General features: G+C 47.9%; 2 protein-coding genes. Both read right to left on the bottom strand.

Going from position 1 to position 17583, the window contains the following annotated elements; all coding sequences use genetic code 11:
- Positions 1-2: 2 nt before the first annotated feature.
- On the bottom strand, positions 3-2543 hold the full coding sequence (locus GVN16_RS09010; protein ID WP_166563555.1) for an OmpA family protein: 2541 nt from the start codon (positions 2541-2543) through the stop codon (positions 3-5).
- A 115-nt stretch (positions 2544-2658) separates the two neighbouring features.
- On the bottom strand, positions 2659-17496 hold the full coding sequence (locus GVN16_RS09005; protein WP_205748825.1) for a gliding motility-associated C-terminal domain-containing protein: 14838 nt from the start codon (positions 17494-17496) through the stop codon (positions 2659-2661).
- Positions 17497-17583 lie beyond the last annotated feature (87 nt).

The following is a 17583-nucleotide window of genomic DNA, read 5'->3' as shown; positions in this document are numbered from 1 at the left end:
GGTTATTTTCTCTCAATAAATAAAATCTTGAATTCAGTGCGGCGATTGCGGCGGTGTTCAGCTTCTGTACACTGTACTCCATCGCTGCATTCATTCAGGGGCTCGGTTTCTCCTTTTCCTACCGATTTCACCCTGTCTTTATTGATGCCTCCCTTACGGACGATATAATCGAAAACTTCTTTGGCCCTGAGCTGGGACAACTTCATGTTTTCAGCGGCATTGCCGCGGGTATCGGTATGTGAAGCTATCTCGATAATCATGTTCGGATATTTCTTTAGGATCGCCACAAGCTTATCCAGCTCTTTGGCAGATTCTCCTTTTATTTTCCAGTTCTCCAGGTCATAGTAAATGTTTTCCAGTTTCACCACGTCGCCTACCTTATATAACCTGGTGTCAAAAAGATTGACCGAATAAGTAGGTTTTGCCTTTTTGCTGAACAGTTTTTTACCAGGCACTTTGGCTATGGTCTCGGTACTGGTGCCGAAATCTTCTTTTGTGGCTATCAGTTCATATTCACAGCCCAGGTCCCTGCTGAACTCATAAGAACCGTCCTTACGGGTGTACATTTCCTGCACGTGCCCGGTACATTTATTGACAAATTTCACCTTTACAGCGGCCATAGGCTGGCTGTTTTCACCGCCGGTGACTACACCCCTGAAAACTTTCGAATCGTTCGTGCTGCTTCTTTTCTGGACCAGCTGGCTTTTCTTTTCAGCCTTGTCATCCGGTTCCGGCTCTTCAGGAAGCTTCCGGTTTTTCTCTTCCGGTTTCAGATAAATTTCTATTTTAGAGGGTTCAAAATCAGAAGCTTCAAGATTCGAAAAATACTTCTTCTCTGAAATGTACCCTTCCTTTTCAAATACAAAGTCAAATTCCCTATCCGCCTCCAGGCAAAGTTTGCTCACCCCCGAAGTATTGGTAGTGGCCTGTTCAGCTCCTCTCTTATCATCTTTGACCCGGTATTCAAAGCGGCCGTTCTCCAGAGGTTTTTTTGTGTCTTTATCAAATATACTGACGATCAGGTCACGGCATCCATATACTGACCCCAGACGGGTAAACCTGTAGATGTCGTCATCACCTCCTCCCCTTTTCCTGTTGCTGCTGAAATATCCCGACTGACGCTGTGCATCCGAAATGATACCGAAATCGTCGCGGCTGGAGTTGATCGGTGCTCCGGCGTTTCTGACCGGGCCGCTTGCCTTAAGGGTTTTAAGGTCGGTTTTAACATAGAATATATCCAGGTCACCGAGTCCGGGATGTCCGTCACTCGAAAAGAACAAACCACCTTCTTTGTCTACAAAAGGGAACATTTCATTTCCTGCCGTATTCACTCCTCCGCCCAGGTTCATGGGCTTTGACCATTCTCCGTTGTTAAAACGGGTGACATAAATGTCTGTACCTCCATACCCACCGGGCATATCCGACACAAAAAACAGGACTTTATCATCAAAGCTGATGGTAGGGTGTCCGCATGAATAGTCGCTGCTGTTAAAAGGTAACTCCCTGATGTTAGACCAATCGTTTCCTTTTTTATCTGCCGAATATAATTTGAGCCGGTCTATGACATCTTTCTTCTGTCCGAAAATCCCTCCTCCGCCCGAATTGCCGTTGCGGGTAAAAATGATTTTTGAGCCGTCATGAAAAAATGTACAGGGCCCTTCATGATATTTGGAGTTGAGGTGCTTACTGAATTTCCTGGTTTCTACGGTAGCAGTCTCTTCATAGTTCTGAGTGCCGTTGATATATACGCTACCCTGATGGGCAATCGTCGGGGCATCGTTGGAGGTCGGTGGGGTGTAGTAGTCAGAACCCAGTTTTTCACTTTTACTTTTACTTGACTTTGTAGTGTTGTCACTCTGATTACTGGAGCCGATAGACGCCACCGATTCTTCGGTAGCCCCGAGAACCTTCAGGTCTTCGAGATAATACAAGTCAAGAAAAGAAGAATTGTCCCAGCTGAAAACCCTTTTTACAGGCCCGGACTTGCCGCGGTTAGATACAAACACCAGCCCGTCCTTATAAAACGCCGGGCTGAAGTCTGCACTGGCGGTGTTGATTCCGATGTACTCAATTTTATAGCTTGATGCGTTACGGGTGAGGGCATCCAGATTGCTGTAGAGCTTCTGAAACTGCTCGGCCCTTTTGTCCTGATCCTTAAGTTCACTGTACTTTTTCCAGGCAACGGCGGCTTCCTTGGGCTTGCCGTTACTGGATAAAACCTGAGCATACCGGAGGTATGACTTCAGGTCGTCTCCTTTAAGGACAGGGTTGTTGCTCAATATTTCTGTGAAGTACTTTTCAGCAGAAACAAAATCCTTGACCTGGAAATAGGCATTGGCTAGACTGAGTTTAACTTTCTGGTCTTCGTCTGCCGTCAGGTTCTTATTCTTTTTAATAATGGTCTCATACTGCTCAATGGCACTGGCAATCGACAACTCTTTGAAACTAGCATCCGCTTTCTGAATCTGTTTGGCAACGCTCTGGGCGATGCCTTCTGACTCAAAAACAAAAAATAATGATATAAGAATTAAGATGCGAATCATTAAGTCTTTGTATGCGAAATTGTTATAATGGTAAGTTTCTTAAACTATATGGAAAAAATGCCACCAGAGATCTTTAAGAGATTCAATGGTGGCATTAATGGACTACTGTTATAAATTATCTCGACACAGTGATGAAATTCACTTTTCTTTTCGACTCACCTTTTACCTTGATTGAGTAATAGTAAGTTCCGTCAGGCACACCTTCTGGTCCGAATCTGTAACCTGTGTTTGAAGTTCCATCCCATGTGATCTTGTTCTCTACTCTGCTTTCCTGGCTGTATTTCCAGATCATATGACCCCATCTGTTATAAATCTCGAATACGTCGATCTCAACATTGGCCGGTACGATGGCTTCGAATGTGTCGTTCTTACCATCTTCGTTAGGCGAGAAGCCGTCAGGAATGATGATCTTGTCAAGGGCCGATTCCGGTATCGAGAACACGGTAGGCGTACTTGATGACTGAACAATCACGAGTCCGTTGTTTGAAACATCCGCCACTTCATTTCCTTCCGTTGTTTTAGCCGAAGCTATTACATTGTTAGAGTAAGGGCCGGTATTTCCTTTGTATTCAACGGTGACGGTGAAGAACACCGAGTCGACCTGACCTGCATTCAGCTTGGTAGTTGAGTCAGATACCAGTATTCTGTTATCGGTAATACCGTTGAAGGCATTGTTGATTTTCAGTGTACTGTTTTTACCGATCGACTGACCTTTGATCTGGTACTGGATGCTGTCTCCGAAAGTATATTTCAGACTGTCTACCAGTTGTACGTTGTTCAATACCGAGTTACTCATGTTTTTCACAAGGGCCATGTAGGTCACTTCGTAAGTACTTGAGTTAACGGCCATTGAGTCAATTACCGCCAGGGCCACTCCGATGCCGCTTGATGTCGAATCAACTGATGGAGTCAGGTCAACGTGCGTAGGATCGTTGTTATTGGTCGGGTCAAAGTCTCCGTCCGGATCAGGATTGTTACCGTTCTGCGATATGTCGCTGATCGTGGTGTCGGCTACCGAGAATCCTTTGGCACTGTTCAGGAAGTCGAACGTGGTGGCATCTTTCAGGTCAACTTTAACCTTGAAGCTTACACCCAGTTTTTTACCAACCTGCAGTGTGCTCGCAGTATCAATCAAAAGATTTGTATTAACGCCTCTACCTGTAAAGTTCGGGTTGGCTGTCAGACCGGCTTCAGCCGTTACCAGGATGGTGTCGTCAAGAATGACCGCACCGTTACCGAATGTCTGGGCCAAGTTATCCGTGATCTGAACTTTGCTGATGTCTGTTCCACCCATGTTGGTCACAAAGATCGAGAACGGCACCTCATATTGAAGGTCTCCGATTTTAACCGGCGTACCCGCAATCTTGTTGACTCCCATCAGGTTGCTTTCCATCGGATCATTGATCGTAAAGGTGCTGGTGTTATTAGACAGTACGTTATCTATCTGGCCAATGTTCACCAGTTCCGCTTTGTTCGTGATCTTACCGGTTCCTGAAACCAGTGCTTTATAAGTAAATACAAGACTGTCTCCTTTAAACAAGCTATCGATTCTTGCGATGATGGCTCCTCCTTCCAGTACGGCGTTTACGCCGACAGTATCAAGGGTAAGCCCGGCAGGAAGGATATCTCTCGCTACCACACTGGTGGCTACATTATTGCTGTTGTTTTTCACAACCACTCTGTAGGTCACTGTATCACCTACCACTGCAAACAGCTTGTCTCCTTTTTTGTCGATGGCTACATCTACAAACTTGGTAGGATCCGGGCCGATACCGCCTGTTCCACAATCCTGGATGGTTACCTTGATAGCCGCTGCATCACTGTAGCAACCGAACTGGCTTCTTTCGAACAGGTAGTAGTTACCCGCTACGGTCATACTTGGATTAGTGATCAGTTGTGAGTTAGGCGAGTTGCTGGCATGGAACTCGAATGTTCCACCGGCCGCAGGACTTCCCAACACAGCGTTGTTCAGATCAACAGTTTCGTAAGGACATGTATTTTCAAGTTCAGCTATGACAGTCGGTGCCTCAACCACGCCACCTACGGTGATGGTCACGGTGTTTGAAACCTCACTTTCACATTTACCCTGAATTGATTTACAGATGGCAGTGTAAGAATATTTACCTGCTTCTGCCGGTGTCACGTTCAATACCGATCCTTCAGATCCGTTAGACCAGATGATCTTACCTGTACATCCCGAAGCTGAAAGTGTAGCTGTTTCTCCAAGACATATCACTTTGGTTTTACAAGTGATGAATGGTTTGTTAGGGCTACCGATAGCGATGGCGATAGAATCTGTAGGGTTACTGATACATCCGTCTATATCACAAACCGCTGCATATTTGGTAGACACTGTAGGTACGAAAGTGATTGATTTACCTTTCATTCCGTTAGACCATACAATCTCACCGTTACACTCACCGGCTTTCAGTGTGACAGACTCACCTTCACAAATCAGTTCTTTGGCACAACATGTCAGCTTAGGCGGGTTGATGTTACCCACATGAATAGTCAGCACATTAGAAGTCAGACTGATACAGGTTCCTACTTTACAAACCGCAATGTAAGTCGCCGTTGTTGTAGGTTTCACTACGATGCTGCTGCCTGTTTTACCGTTAGACCATACTATTGATCCACCGGCACATTCAGAAGCTGTCAGCGTAATTTCCTCCGGTTGACAAACTGAAGTTTTAGAAGCTGTAATGACCGGTTTCGGTGCATCACATCCCGTTCCGCAACCTTCTGTTTTGACAGTAATTACCATCGGTGCAGAAGCTGAGCTGGTTCCGCAGGTATTGGTACAGGTTGCGGTGTAGCTTCCTGCTGTTTTAACTTTTATGGTCGATCCTGTGGCAGCAGTACTCCAGGTAATGGTACCTGAACATCCGTCTGCTGTAAGAATAGTTGAATCTCCCTGACAAATCGCATTGTTAGCTGTTGTTATTACCGGCACTGAAGGTGTTCCTCCCGTGGTGATGGTGATCGGTGCAGAATTTACACTCACACCGCATGCATTGGTACATGTTGCTGTATAAGTTCCGGCTGTTTTCACATAAATGACATCTGCCTGAACATTGTTGCTCCATCTGATTACACCTCCGCAAACCGAAGCGGTCAGTTTTGCTGAATCAGCACCACAAAGTGCGGTTTTGTTAGCTTCAACTACCGGAGCTGCAGGAGTTCCGCCGCTTTCGATATTGATGCTGTTAGAATTAGGGCTCAAACCACATGCATTAGAGCATTTTGCGGTATAGCTTCCTACTCCTACTTGTATTGAAGTACCGGTTTCACCGTTGCTCCAGGTTACAGTTCCTGTACAGTTGGTCGCAGTCAGGACAGCTTTCTCAGTTCCGCAAACATTTGTTCTGTCTGCAGTGATGGTCGGGCTACCCGGCGTCTGACCTGTAGTAATGGTTACTGCATTACTTGCAGGGCTGTCTCCGCACGAAGTCACACAAACTGCCGTGTAAGTTCCGGCTGCAGAAACCGTGGTCGTTGTACCCGTGGCATTGTTGCTCCATTTCACTGTTCCGTTACAAGAGATAGCTGTCAGTGTGATGGTGGCATTTCCACACAACTGCGTAGCGGTGGCAGAGATAATCGGAGCTGCAGACGGTGCACCGGTGGTGATCGTTACTGCAGTTGAGTTACCGCTTGTTCCGCAGGCATTGGTACAAGTCGCTGTATAAGTTCCGGCTCCTGCCTGGATGCTTGTTCCGGTTGCTCCGTTGCTCCAGGTGATGGTTCCTGTACAGTTAGCGGCCGTGATGGTCGCTTTCTCAGTACCACAAACCTGTGTTTTATCAGAAGTCAGTGATGGTGCAGATGGTGTACCGCCGGTAGTGATGGTCACTGAATTAGACGCAACACTTGTTCCGCATGAAGTAGTACAAGTCGCCGTGTATGTTCCGGCACCTACCGACGTGGTGGTTCCGGTGGCATTGTTACTCCAGGTTACTGTTCCTGCACAATTGGCTGCCGTCAAGGTAGCTGTTTCAGCTCCGCACAACTGGGTCTTGTTAGCCGAGATCGTCGGTGCTGTTGGCAAGGCTCCGGTAGTGATAGTCACTGCATTTGAAGCTACGCTGGTTCCACAAGAAGTGGTACAGGTTGCGGTATAAGTTCCGGCTCCTACCTGTGTGGTAGTTCCGGTGGCATTATTACTCCAGGTTACGGTTCCGGTGCAGTTGGCAGCAGTCAGGGTCGCCTGTTCAGCTCCGCACAACTGGGTTTTGTTAGCCGAGATGGTCGGTGCAGAAGCAGCCGTTCCGGTAGTAATGGTTACAGAATTTGAAGCCATGCTTGTTCCGCAAGATGTTGCACATGTTGCTGTGTAAGTTCCGGCTCCCACCTGGATACTTGCTCCGGCTGATCCATTGCTCCAGGTTACTGTTCCTCCACAATTGGTGGCTGTCAATGTTGCCAGTTCATTACCACACACCTGCGTTTTGTTAGCCGTTACCGTCGGTGCTGATGGTGCTGTTCCACCGGTAGTGATGGTGATGGTATTTGAATTGCCGCTGGTTCCACATGTAGTGCTGCAAGTCGCTTTATAAGTACCCACACCCACCTGAATGGTTGCCCCGGTCATATCGTTATTCCATATTATTGTTCCTGAACAGTTCTCAGCAGTCAGTGTCGCTTTCTCTGTTCCGCACACCTGCGTTTTGTTGGCAGTAATGGTTGGTGCAGCAGGAGCTCCTCCGCTATTGATCGTTACAGATGTTGAAGCAGGACTTGTTCCGCAGGTAGTGGTACAGGTAGCAGTGTATGTTCCTGCTCCTACCAGTTTGGTTGTTCCGGTTGTTCCGTCATTCCACGTTACAGTTCCGGTACAGTTGCTGGCGGTCAGTGTTGCTTTTTCTGTTCCGCAAACCTGTGTTTTGTTAGTTGTCACACTTGGTGCAGTTGGTATTGCTCCTCCGTTAGTGATGGTCACTGAATTAGAGGCAACACTTGTTCCGCAAGAAGTAGTACAGGTCGCTGTATAAGTTCCGGCTCCTGCCTGGGTAGTTGTTCCGGTAGCATTGTTGCTCCAGGTTACTGTTCCCGAGCAGTTTGCTGCCGTCAGGGTAGCTGTTTCAATTCCGCACACCTGCGTTTTGTTAGCAGAGATGCTTGGTGCTACAGGCAAGGCTCCGGTAGTGATCGTCACCGGGTTTGAAGCTACGCTTGTTCCGCAAGTTGAAGTACAGGTGGCAGTGTATGTTCCGGCTCCTGCCTGGGTAGTTGTTCCGGTAGCGTTGTTGCTCCAGGTTACTGTTCCTGTGCAGCCCGTTGCTGTCAGGGTAGCTGTTTCAGCACCACATATCTGTGTTTTATTCGCAGAGATGGTTGGTGGCACAGATGTTCCTCCTGTAGTGATGGTCACAGAGTTAGACGCTACGCTTGTTCCGCAAGTCGAAGAACAAGTAGCAGTATATGTTCCTGCTCCTACCTGGATGCTTGTTCCGGTCGCACTGTTGCTCCAGCTTACTGTTCCTGTACAACCCGTTGCTGTGAGCGTCGCTTTTTCTTCACCGCAAACCTGCGTTTTGTTGGCAGAGATACTTGGTGCTGCAGGCAATGCTCCTGTAGTGATCGTTACTGAGTTAGAAGCTACGCTTGTTCCGCAAGTGTTGGTACAAGTCGCTGTGTATGTTCCGGCTCCTACCTGGGTAGTTGTTCCGGTAGCATTGTTACTCCATGTTACAGTTCCGGTACAATTCGAAGCTGTTAAGGTTGCCTGCTCAATACCACAAATCTGAGTTTTATTAGCTGAGATCGTTGGTGTTGTCGGTGTCACTCCGGTAGTGATCGTTACTGAGTTGGAAGCCACGCTTGTTCCGCAAGTTGAAGTACAAGTTGCAGTATATGTTCCGGCTCCTACCTGAGTGGTTGTTCCGGTAGCATTGTTGCTCCACATTACAGTTCCTGTGCAGCCCGTTGCTGTCAGGGTAGCTGTTTCGTTACCGCAAACCTGGGTCTTATTGGCTGATATTACCGGAGTGGTTGGTGCCACACCCGTAGTAATCGTTACTGAATTTGAATTACCGCTTGTTCCGCAAGTCGAAGAACAAGTAGCAGTATAAGTTCCGGCTCCTACCTGGATACCTGCTCCTGTAGCATTATTGCTCCAGCTTACGGTTCCTGTGCAGCCTGTTGCTGTCAGGGTAGCCAGTTCGTTACCACACACCTGCGGCGTTTTGCTGGCAGAGATGGTCGGTGCTGACGGAGCTGTTCCGGTAGTGATAGTTACTGCATTTGATGCCACACTAGTTCCGCAAGTGGTAGTACAAGTGGCAGTATATGTTCCGGCTCCCACCTGGATAGTCGTTCCGGTAGCATTATTGCTCCAGGTTACGGTTCCGTTACAGTTGGCAGCAGTCAAGGTAGCCTGCTCAATGCCGCACACCTGGGTCTTGTTAGCCGAGATGGTCGGAGTGGTTGGCGTCACACCTGTAGTGATGGTGATCGAATTGGAAGCAACACTTGTTCCGCATGAAGTAGTACAGGTCGCTGTGTATGTTCCGGCCCCTACCTGGGTAGTTGTTCCGGTAGCATTATTGCTCCATGTTACAGTTCCTGTACAATTGGTAGCGGTCAATGTAGCTTTTTCGTTACCACATACAATCGTTTTACTCGCAGTAATAACCGGTGTAGTCGGCATCAATCCTGTAGTGATGGTTACAGAGTTGGAAGCAACACTTACTCCGCAAGTTGTAGTACAAGTGGCGGTGTAGGTTCCGGCTCCTACCTGTGTGGTAGTTCCGGTAGCATTGTTACTCCAGGTTACCGTTCCGTTACAGTTAGTAGCGGTCAACGTAGCCTGCTCATTACCACATAACACAGTTTTGCTGGCTGTGATGGTCGGCGTAGTAGGCGTAACTCCAGTAGTGATCGTGATCGAATTTGAAACGGCACTTGTTCCGCAAGTTGTTACACAAGTCGCAGTATAAGTTCCTGCTCCTACCTGGGTAGTAGTTCCCGTAGCATTATTGCTCCAGGTCACCGTTCCGTTACAGTTGGTAGCAGTCAATGTCGCTTTTTCAACACCACAAACCATTGTCTTATTCGCTGTAATACTTGGCGTAGTCGGCATCAATCCTGTAGTAATGGTTACAGAGTTAGACGCTGCACTTGTTCCGCAAGTCGAGCTACAGGTTGCAGTGTAAGTTCCTGCTCCTACCTGAGTGGTAGTTCCGGTAGCGTTGTTACTCCAGCTTACCGTTCCTGTACAATTAGAAGCAGTCAGGGTAGCAAGTTCGTTACCACACAACAAGGTTTTGTTTGTCGTGACAGTCGGTGCTGCCGGTGGTGTTCCTACAGTGATGGTCACTGAATTAGAAACCACGCTTGTTCCGCAAGATGTGGTACATGTGGCAGTGTATGTTCCTGCTCCTACCAAGGTAGTAGTTCCGGTGGCGTTGTTGCTCCAGGTCACCGTTCCGTTACAGTTAGTAGCGGTCAAGGTAGCTTGCTCAATTCCACACACCTGGGTTTTATTAGAAGTGATGCTTGGTGTAGTTGGCATCACACCTGTTGTAATCGTAATTGAATTAGATGCCACACTTGTTCCGCAAGCAGTTGTACAAGTCGCAGTGTATGTTCCGGCTCCTACTAATGTAGTAGTTCCGGTAGCATTGTTGCTCCAGGTTACTGTTCCGTTACAGTTGGTAGCTGTCAACGTTGCCTGCTCATTACCACATAGCAAGGTTTTGCTGGCAGTGATGGTTGGCGTAGTTGGCGTGGCTCCCGTAGTGATGACAATTGTATTTGAATTCACACTTGTTCCGCAAGTCGTAGTACAAGTCGCAGTGTATGTTCCCGCTCCTACCAAGGTAGTAGCCCCGGTCGCATTGTTGCTCCAGGTTACGGTTCCGTTACAGTTAGTTGCTGTCAAGGTAGCCTGTTCGTTACCACATAGTAAAGTTTTACTTGCAGTAATCACCGGCGTAGTCGGCATCACACCTATAGTGATCGTTATTGAATTAGATGCCACACTTGTTCCACAAGCAGTTGTACAAGTCGCAGTGTATGTTCCGGCTCCTACAAGAGTAGTGGCTCCGGTAGCGTTATTGCTCCAGGTTACAGTTCCGTTACAGTTGGTAGCTGTCAACGTTGCCTGCTCGTTACCACATATCAAGGTTTTGCTGGCAGTAATGGTCGGCGTAGTCGGTGCAGTACCTGTAGTGATCACGATTGTATTTGAGTTCACGCTTGTTCCGCAAGTCGTGGTACAAGTTGCTGTATAAGTTCCCGCTCCTACCTGCGTGGTAGTTCCGGTAGCATTGTTGCTCCAGGTTACGGTTCCGTTACAGTTAGTTGCTGTCAAGGTAGCCTGTTCGTTACCACATAGTAAAGTTTTACTTGCAGTAATCACCGGCGTAGTCGGCATCACACCTGTAGTGATCGTTATAGAATTAGATGCCACACTCGTTCCGCAAGCAGTCGTACAAGTCGCAGTGTATGTTCCGGCTCCTACCAAGGTAGTAGTTCCGGTAGCATTGTTGCTCCAGGTTACGGTTCCGTTGCAGTTCGTTGCTGTCAACGTAGCCTGCTCGTTACCACACAGCAAGGTTTTGCTCGCAGTGATGGTTGGCGTGGTTGGCGTTGCTCCTGTAGTGATGGTCGCTGAATTAGACGCTACACTTGTTCCGCAGGTCGTAGTACAAGTCGCAGTATAAGTTCCAGCTCCTACCTGGATGGTAGTTCCGGTGGCATTATTACTCCAGGTTACAGTTCCGTTACAGTTTGCAGCGGTCAACGTAGCCTGCTCATTACCACATAGCAAGGTTTTACTTGCTGTGATGGTTGGAGTAGTCGGCGTCACACCTGTTGTAATCGTCACTGAATTAGAAGCTACACTTGTTCCACAAGCTGTAGTACAAGTCGCAGTATATGTTCCGGCTCCTACAAGAGTAGTGGCTCCGGTAGCGTTATTGCTCCAGGTTACAGTTCCGTTACAGTTGGCTGCAGTCAACGTCGCCTGCTCATTACCACACAGCAAGGTTTTGCTCGCAGTGATGGTTGGCGTGGTTGGCGTTGCTCCTGTAGTGATGGTCACTGAATTAGACGCTACACTTGTTCCGCAGGTCGTAGTACAAGTCGCAGTATAAGTTCCAGCTCCTACCTGGATGGTAGTTCCGGTGGCATTATTACTCCAGGTTACAGTTCCGTTACAGTTTGCAGCGGTCAACGTAGCCTGCTCATTACCACATAGCAAGGTTTTGCTTGCAGTAATCACCGGCGTGATTGGTGCTGTTCCTGTTGTAATCGTCACTGAGTTAGATGCTACACTTGTTCCGCAAACAGTCGTACAAGTCGCAGTGTAAGTTCCCGCTCCTACCTGGGTAGTAGTTCCTGTAGCGTTGTTGCTCCAGGTTACGGTGCCGTTACAGTTCGTGGCAGTCAGCGTTGCCTGCTCATTACCACATAGCAAGGTTTTGCTCGCAGTGATGGCCGGCGTGGTTGGTGCTGGTCCTGTAGTAATGGTCACCGAGTTAGATGCTGCACTTGTTCCGCAAGTCGTGGTACAAGTAGCTGTATAAGTTCCGGCTCCTGCCTGGATCGATACTCCTGTGGCGTTGTTGCTCCAGGTTACGGTTCCGGCACAGTTGGTAGCGGTCAGCGTAGTCAGTTCGACTCCGCAAACCACTGTTTTCAAAGCCGAGATAACCGGTGCAGCCGGAGGCGTTCCGGTAGTGATGGTTATTGAGTTAGAAACCACACTTGTTCCGCAAGTAGTAGTACAAGTGGCTGTATAAGTTCCTGCTCCTACCTGGATCGATGCTCCTGTAGTGTTGTTACTCCAGGTTACGGTTCCGTTACAGTTGGTAGCAGTCAGTGTAGCCTGCTCGTTACCGCAAATCACTGTTTTATTGGCTGTAATCGTCGGTGTAGTAGCCACAACTCCTGTAGTGATCGTCACAGAGTTAGAAGCGACGCTTGTTCCGCAATTAGTAGTACAAGTCGCTGTATAAGTTCCTGCACCCACCTGAATCGATACTCCGGTAGCGTTGTTACTCCAGGTTACAGTTCCGGCACAGTTGGTAGCAGTCAGCGTAGCTTGCTCGTTACCACAAAGCATTGTTTTGTTGGTAGCGATCACCGGTGCGGCAGGAGGTGTTCCTGTAGTGATAGTCACCGGAAGTGAATTATCGCTGGTTCCGCAGGTATTCGCACATGTCGCTGTATAAGTTCCGGCACCTACCTGAATAGTTAGTCCGGTGGCTCCGTTGCTCCAGCTCACAGTACCCGCACAAGTTACAGTCAGGGTAGCTTTCTCATTACCACAAACCTCTGTTTTACTTGGGGTGATGGTCGGAGCAGCCGGTGTTACCTGTTTAATGATGGTGATACTGTTTGAATTCGCACTTTCTCCGCAGATGTTGCTGCAGGTAGCTGTATATGTTCCCTCTCCCACCACGATACTTGCAGTGGTTGCTCCGGTGCTCCATTTAAGAGTTCCTGTGCAACCTGTCGCTGTAAGTGTCGCTTTCTCGTCATTACAAACCATTTGTTTGTCTGTTGAGATCACCGGCGGAGCTGGTTTAACTTCTTTTGTTATTTTTATGATTTTACAGTAAGCACTGATACCACATTCTGTCTGACAGTAAGCATTGTAAGATCCTTCGCCTACCAGGATGGTCTCTCCTGTCATGCCGTTGCTCCAGATCACAGTTCCGGTACAACCTGTAGCTGTCAGTGTAGCTTTACCATCTTCGCAAACAATAAGCTTGTCAGTTGATATCACAGGTACCGTAGGATACTGACCTGTAGTAATGGTCACTGAGTTAGAGTTTGTACTTGTTGCACAAGCATTGGTACAAGTAGCAGTGTAAGTTCCGGCTCCTACCAGGATAGAAGTTCCGGTCATACCGTTGCTCCACGTTACTGTTCCTGTACAGCCTGTAGCTGTCAGTGTCGCCTTCTCATCACCACAAAGCAAGGTTTTGCTGGTTTCGATGGTCGGAGGGTTCGGAATATCACGAACTTTGATGGTAATCAGGTTACAGTTGGTACATGAGCTGCTCACGCCGCACTCGTTTGTACAAGTTGCAGAGTAAGTTCCAGGACCTACATGAATGACAGTTCCGGTCATGCCGTTGCTCCAGGTTACGATACCGTCACAACCTCTGGCTGTCAGTGTCGCAGTTTCTGTTCCGCAAACTGTCAACTTATCGGTATAAATATTCGGTGGTGGTGGTGCAACTTTATCAGATTCATCCACTACTACTTCTTTCGTTACGGTACATCCATTGGCATCTGTAACCACCACACTGTAAGTACCTGCAGTAAGTCCTGTTACTGTTGCAGTTGTTTGTACAGGATTAGTGCTCCATACATAAGTGTAAGGACCTGTTCCGCCTGCAGGAATTACTGTAGCAGTTCCGGTTTTTCCACCTTTGCAGTCGATATCTTCTTTACCGATCGTAGCGGTCAGTTCGTCAGGTTGAATAATCTCAACCACTTTCTGGATGGTACAGCCGCTTGCAGTGTTAGTGATTACTACTGTATAAGTTCCGGCGATCAGGCCTGTTGCAGTAGCAGAGGTTTGTCCGTTGCTCCACAGATAAGTGTAAGCAGCTCCGGCCTGAGGCACTACTGTGGCAGTACCTGTGCTGGCTCCGTGACAATTAATATCTGTATGAGTGACTGTCGCCACCGGAAGGTCGAAGTTTCCGGTTACGGTTACGCTTGCTGCGTCAGTTACACATCCGTTTTCTGTATTGGTGACAATCACAGTGTAAGTACCTACTGCAGAAGCAGCAAACGATGATACGTTACCAGGATTAGGCACGCCCGCCGGAACAATCCACTGGTAGCTTACACTTTGGATCGGAGAAGCAATGGCACTTACAGTGACACTACTTACCAGACAGCTCAATGAACCGTCTACTTCAACCCTTACATCAGGATCAACCGGGCTGCCTTCAATTTTGATGGTTTTGGTTGTTGAACATCCGTTCAGGGTATTGGTCACCACTACTATATAAGTACCCGGTACAGTTGCAGTAAAGCTTGATACGTTGCCAGGGTTGGTTACTCCGGCAGGTACTGTCCAGGTATAGGTTACGTTTTGTGAAGGTGCAGAAGTGATGGTTACCAGCAGGCTTGTTTTCTCACAAGTCAGCTTTCCATCGTTTTCTACAGTTACCGTCACCTGAGGAACTTCTGTGCTGCCTGTTACGGTATGGGTAGCAGTAGCGGTACATCCGTTTGGTGAGGTTACAATCACCGTATAAGTTCCGGCGGTGCTTACAGTGATTTCTTTGGTTGTCGCTGTAAATCCTCCGGGGCCACTCCAGGCATAAGTCACACCAGGAGAAGCATTCGCTGTCAGTTTCACGCTTGTGACTTCGCAATTCAGATTGCCACCTGTGATGGTTACTGTCGGCATTTCAGTATCCTGGGTTACAACAGCCGTTGCAGTAGCAGTACATCCGTTTGGTGAGGTTACTACTACAGTATAGGTACCGGCAGTGTTTACGGTGATTTCCTGGGTATTTACAGTAAATCCTCCAGGACCACTCCAGGCGTAAGTCACGCCTGCAGATCCGTTAGCGGTCAGTTTGATACTTCTTTCTTCACATGTCAGTTGACCACCAGTTGTGGTTACTGTAGGTACATCTGTGTCCTGAGTAACAACAGTGTTGCCAGTTCCTGTACATCCTGTAGTAGTATTGGTTACCACTACACTATAAGTTCCGGCTACTGTGGTCGTGAATGAAGCCACATTGCCAGGGTTAGTTACACCTGCAGGCACGGTCCAAACATAAGACACGCCTGTTGCCGGTGTTGCACTTACTGTTACCGTCGGTGCAGCACAGGTAATTTTACCACCTGTTACGGTGACGTTCGGCAAGTTTTTATCTTCGGTTACCGTTACGGTTTTCGTTGCTGTACAACCTGTGGTCAGACTGGTTACGACTACGGTATAATCACCGGCTACTGTCGTTGTAAATGAGGCCACATTACCAGGAGCTGTTACCCCCGCAGGTACGGTCCAGGTATAAGATACACCTGTTGTTGGTGTAGCACTTACGGTTACGCTTGGCATTTCGCAAGTGATTTTACCTCCGGTCAATGTGATCGTCGGTACACCTTTATCTTCTGTTACGATGGTCGAGTTGCTCGCATAACATCCGTTTTCTTTGGTTACAGTCACGCTGTAAGTTCCAGCTACTGTGGTCGTAAATGAGGCCACATTACCAGGAGCTGTTACGCCTGCAGGTACAGTCCAGGTATAAGTCACACCTGTGTTTGGCGTGGCTGTCGCTGATACTGTAATGCTTGGAGTTTCACAAGTGATTTTACCACCGGTTACAGTTACTGTAGGAGGCGTTTTCTCTTCTGTCACCACAGTTGATTTACTTGCAGTACATCCGGTTGCAGTTACAGTTATTGTTACTGAATAGGTTCCCGGTACACTTGTAGTGAATGAAGCTACATTACCAGGATTAGTTACACCCGCAGGTACAGTCCAGACATAAGATACTCCCGTTGCCGGTGTAGCCGTTGCGGCTATTGTCACTGTTGGAACAAGACAAGTAATTTGTCCTCCTGATATAGTTAAGGTCGGTATTCCTTTATCTTCTGTTACTTCTGTTGAACCGGTCACCGTACATCCTGAAGATGTTTTGGTTACGGTTACAGAATAAGTGCCAGGTACGGTGGTAGTAAATGAGGCCACATTACCTGGATTAACTACTCCGGCAGGAACAGTCCATGCATAGCTTACATCGGTATTCGGTGTAGCAGTCGCTGAAACAGTTACGGTTGGAGCGGCACAAGTGATCATTCCACCACTTACTGTTACAGTAGGTGTCGTTTTGTCTTCTGTTACAATCGTAGAGCTACTTGCATAACATCCGTTCTCTTTCGTTACGGTTACACTGTAAGTTCCAGCCACTGTAGTAGTGAATGAAGCCACATTACCTGGGGCAGTTACGCCGGCAGGTACGGTCCATACATAAGATACATTCGTATTTGGTGTTGCTGTTGCAGCTACTGTAATGCTCGGAGTCAAACAAGTGATTTTACCTCCTGTTACTGTTACGGTCGGAGGTGTTTTATCTTCGGTTACTATCGCAGTGGTACTTGCGGTACATCCTGTCGCGGTTACTGTTACCGTTACTGAATAAGTACCTGGGGTTGTAGTCGTGAATGAAGCTACACTACCAGGGTTGGTTACTCCGGCAGGTACAGTCCACACGTAAGTTACACCTGTGTTTGGTGTGGCTGTAGCAGATACTGTAATCGTCGGAGTCAAACATGTGATTTTGCCACCAGTTGCTGTGATCGTCGGAAGGTTTTTGTCCTGACCTACAACTACTGTCGTGCTGGCAGTACATCCGTTTTCTTTTGTTACAGTTACTGAATATGTTCCAGGTGTTGTAGTTGTAAATGAAGCTACGTTGCCTGGGGCAGTTGCTCCGGCTGGTACAATCCATGAATAATTTACACCGGCTGTCGCAGTAGCAGTCACTGTCACACTTGGTGCTGCACAGGTAATTGTTCCGCCAGTCGCTGTTACAGTCGGAGGTGTTTTATCTTCTGTTACAACAGTCGAACTGCTTGCATAACATCCGTTCTCTTTCGTTACAGTCACACTATAAGTACCAGGGGTAGTCGTTGTGAACGAAGCTACATTACCCGGGGCTGTTACGCCTGCAGGTACAGTCCAGGTATAAGTCACACCTGTGTTTGGCGTGGCTGTCGCTGATACTGTGATGCTCGGAGTCAAACAAGTGATCTGGCCACCAGCTACCGTTACGGTCGGAGGTGTTTTATCTTCTGTAACTGTCGCAGTTGTACTTGCAGTACAGCCTGTCGCAGTTACTGTTACGGTTACTGAGTATGTTCCAGGTGTTGTAGTTGTAAATGAAGCTACACTTCCAGGGTTGGTTACACCAGCAGGTACAGTCCACACATAAGATACACCAGTGTTTGGTGTCGCTGTCGCACTCACTGTGATGGTTGGAACCAAACAAGTGATCTGTCCGCCAGTCGCTGTGATCGTAGGAAGGTTTTTGTCCTGAGTTACGATTGTTGAACC

The sequence above is a fragment of the Emticicia sp. CRIBPO genome, assembly GCF_009905725.1.
Taxonomy (GTDB): Bacteria; Bacteroidota; Bacteroidia; order Cytophagales; family Spirosomataceae; genus Leadbetterella.
Note: the sequence above shows the minus strand (reverse complement) of the source record. Positions and strands in the feature narration are given on the sequence as shown.

Coding starts and splice junctions, on each gene's coding strand:
- GVN16_RS09010 (WP_166563555.1), bottom strand. CDS start 2,543: ATGATTCGCATCTTAATTCTTATATCATTATTTTTTGTTTTTGAGTCA.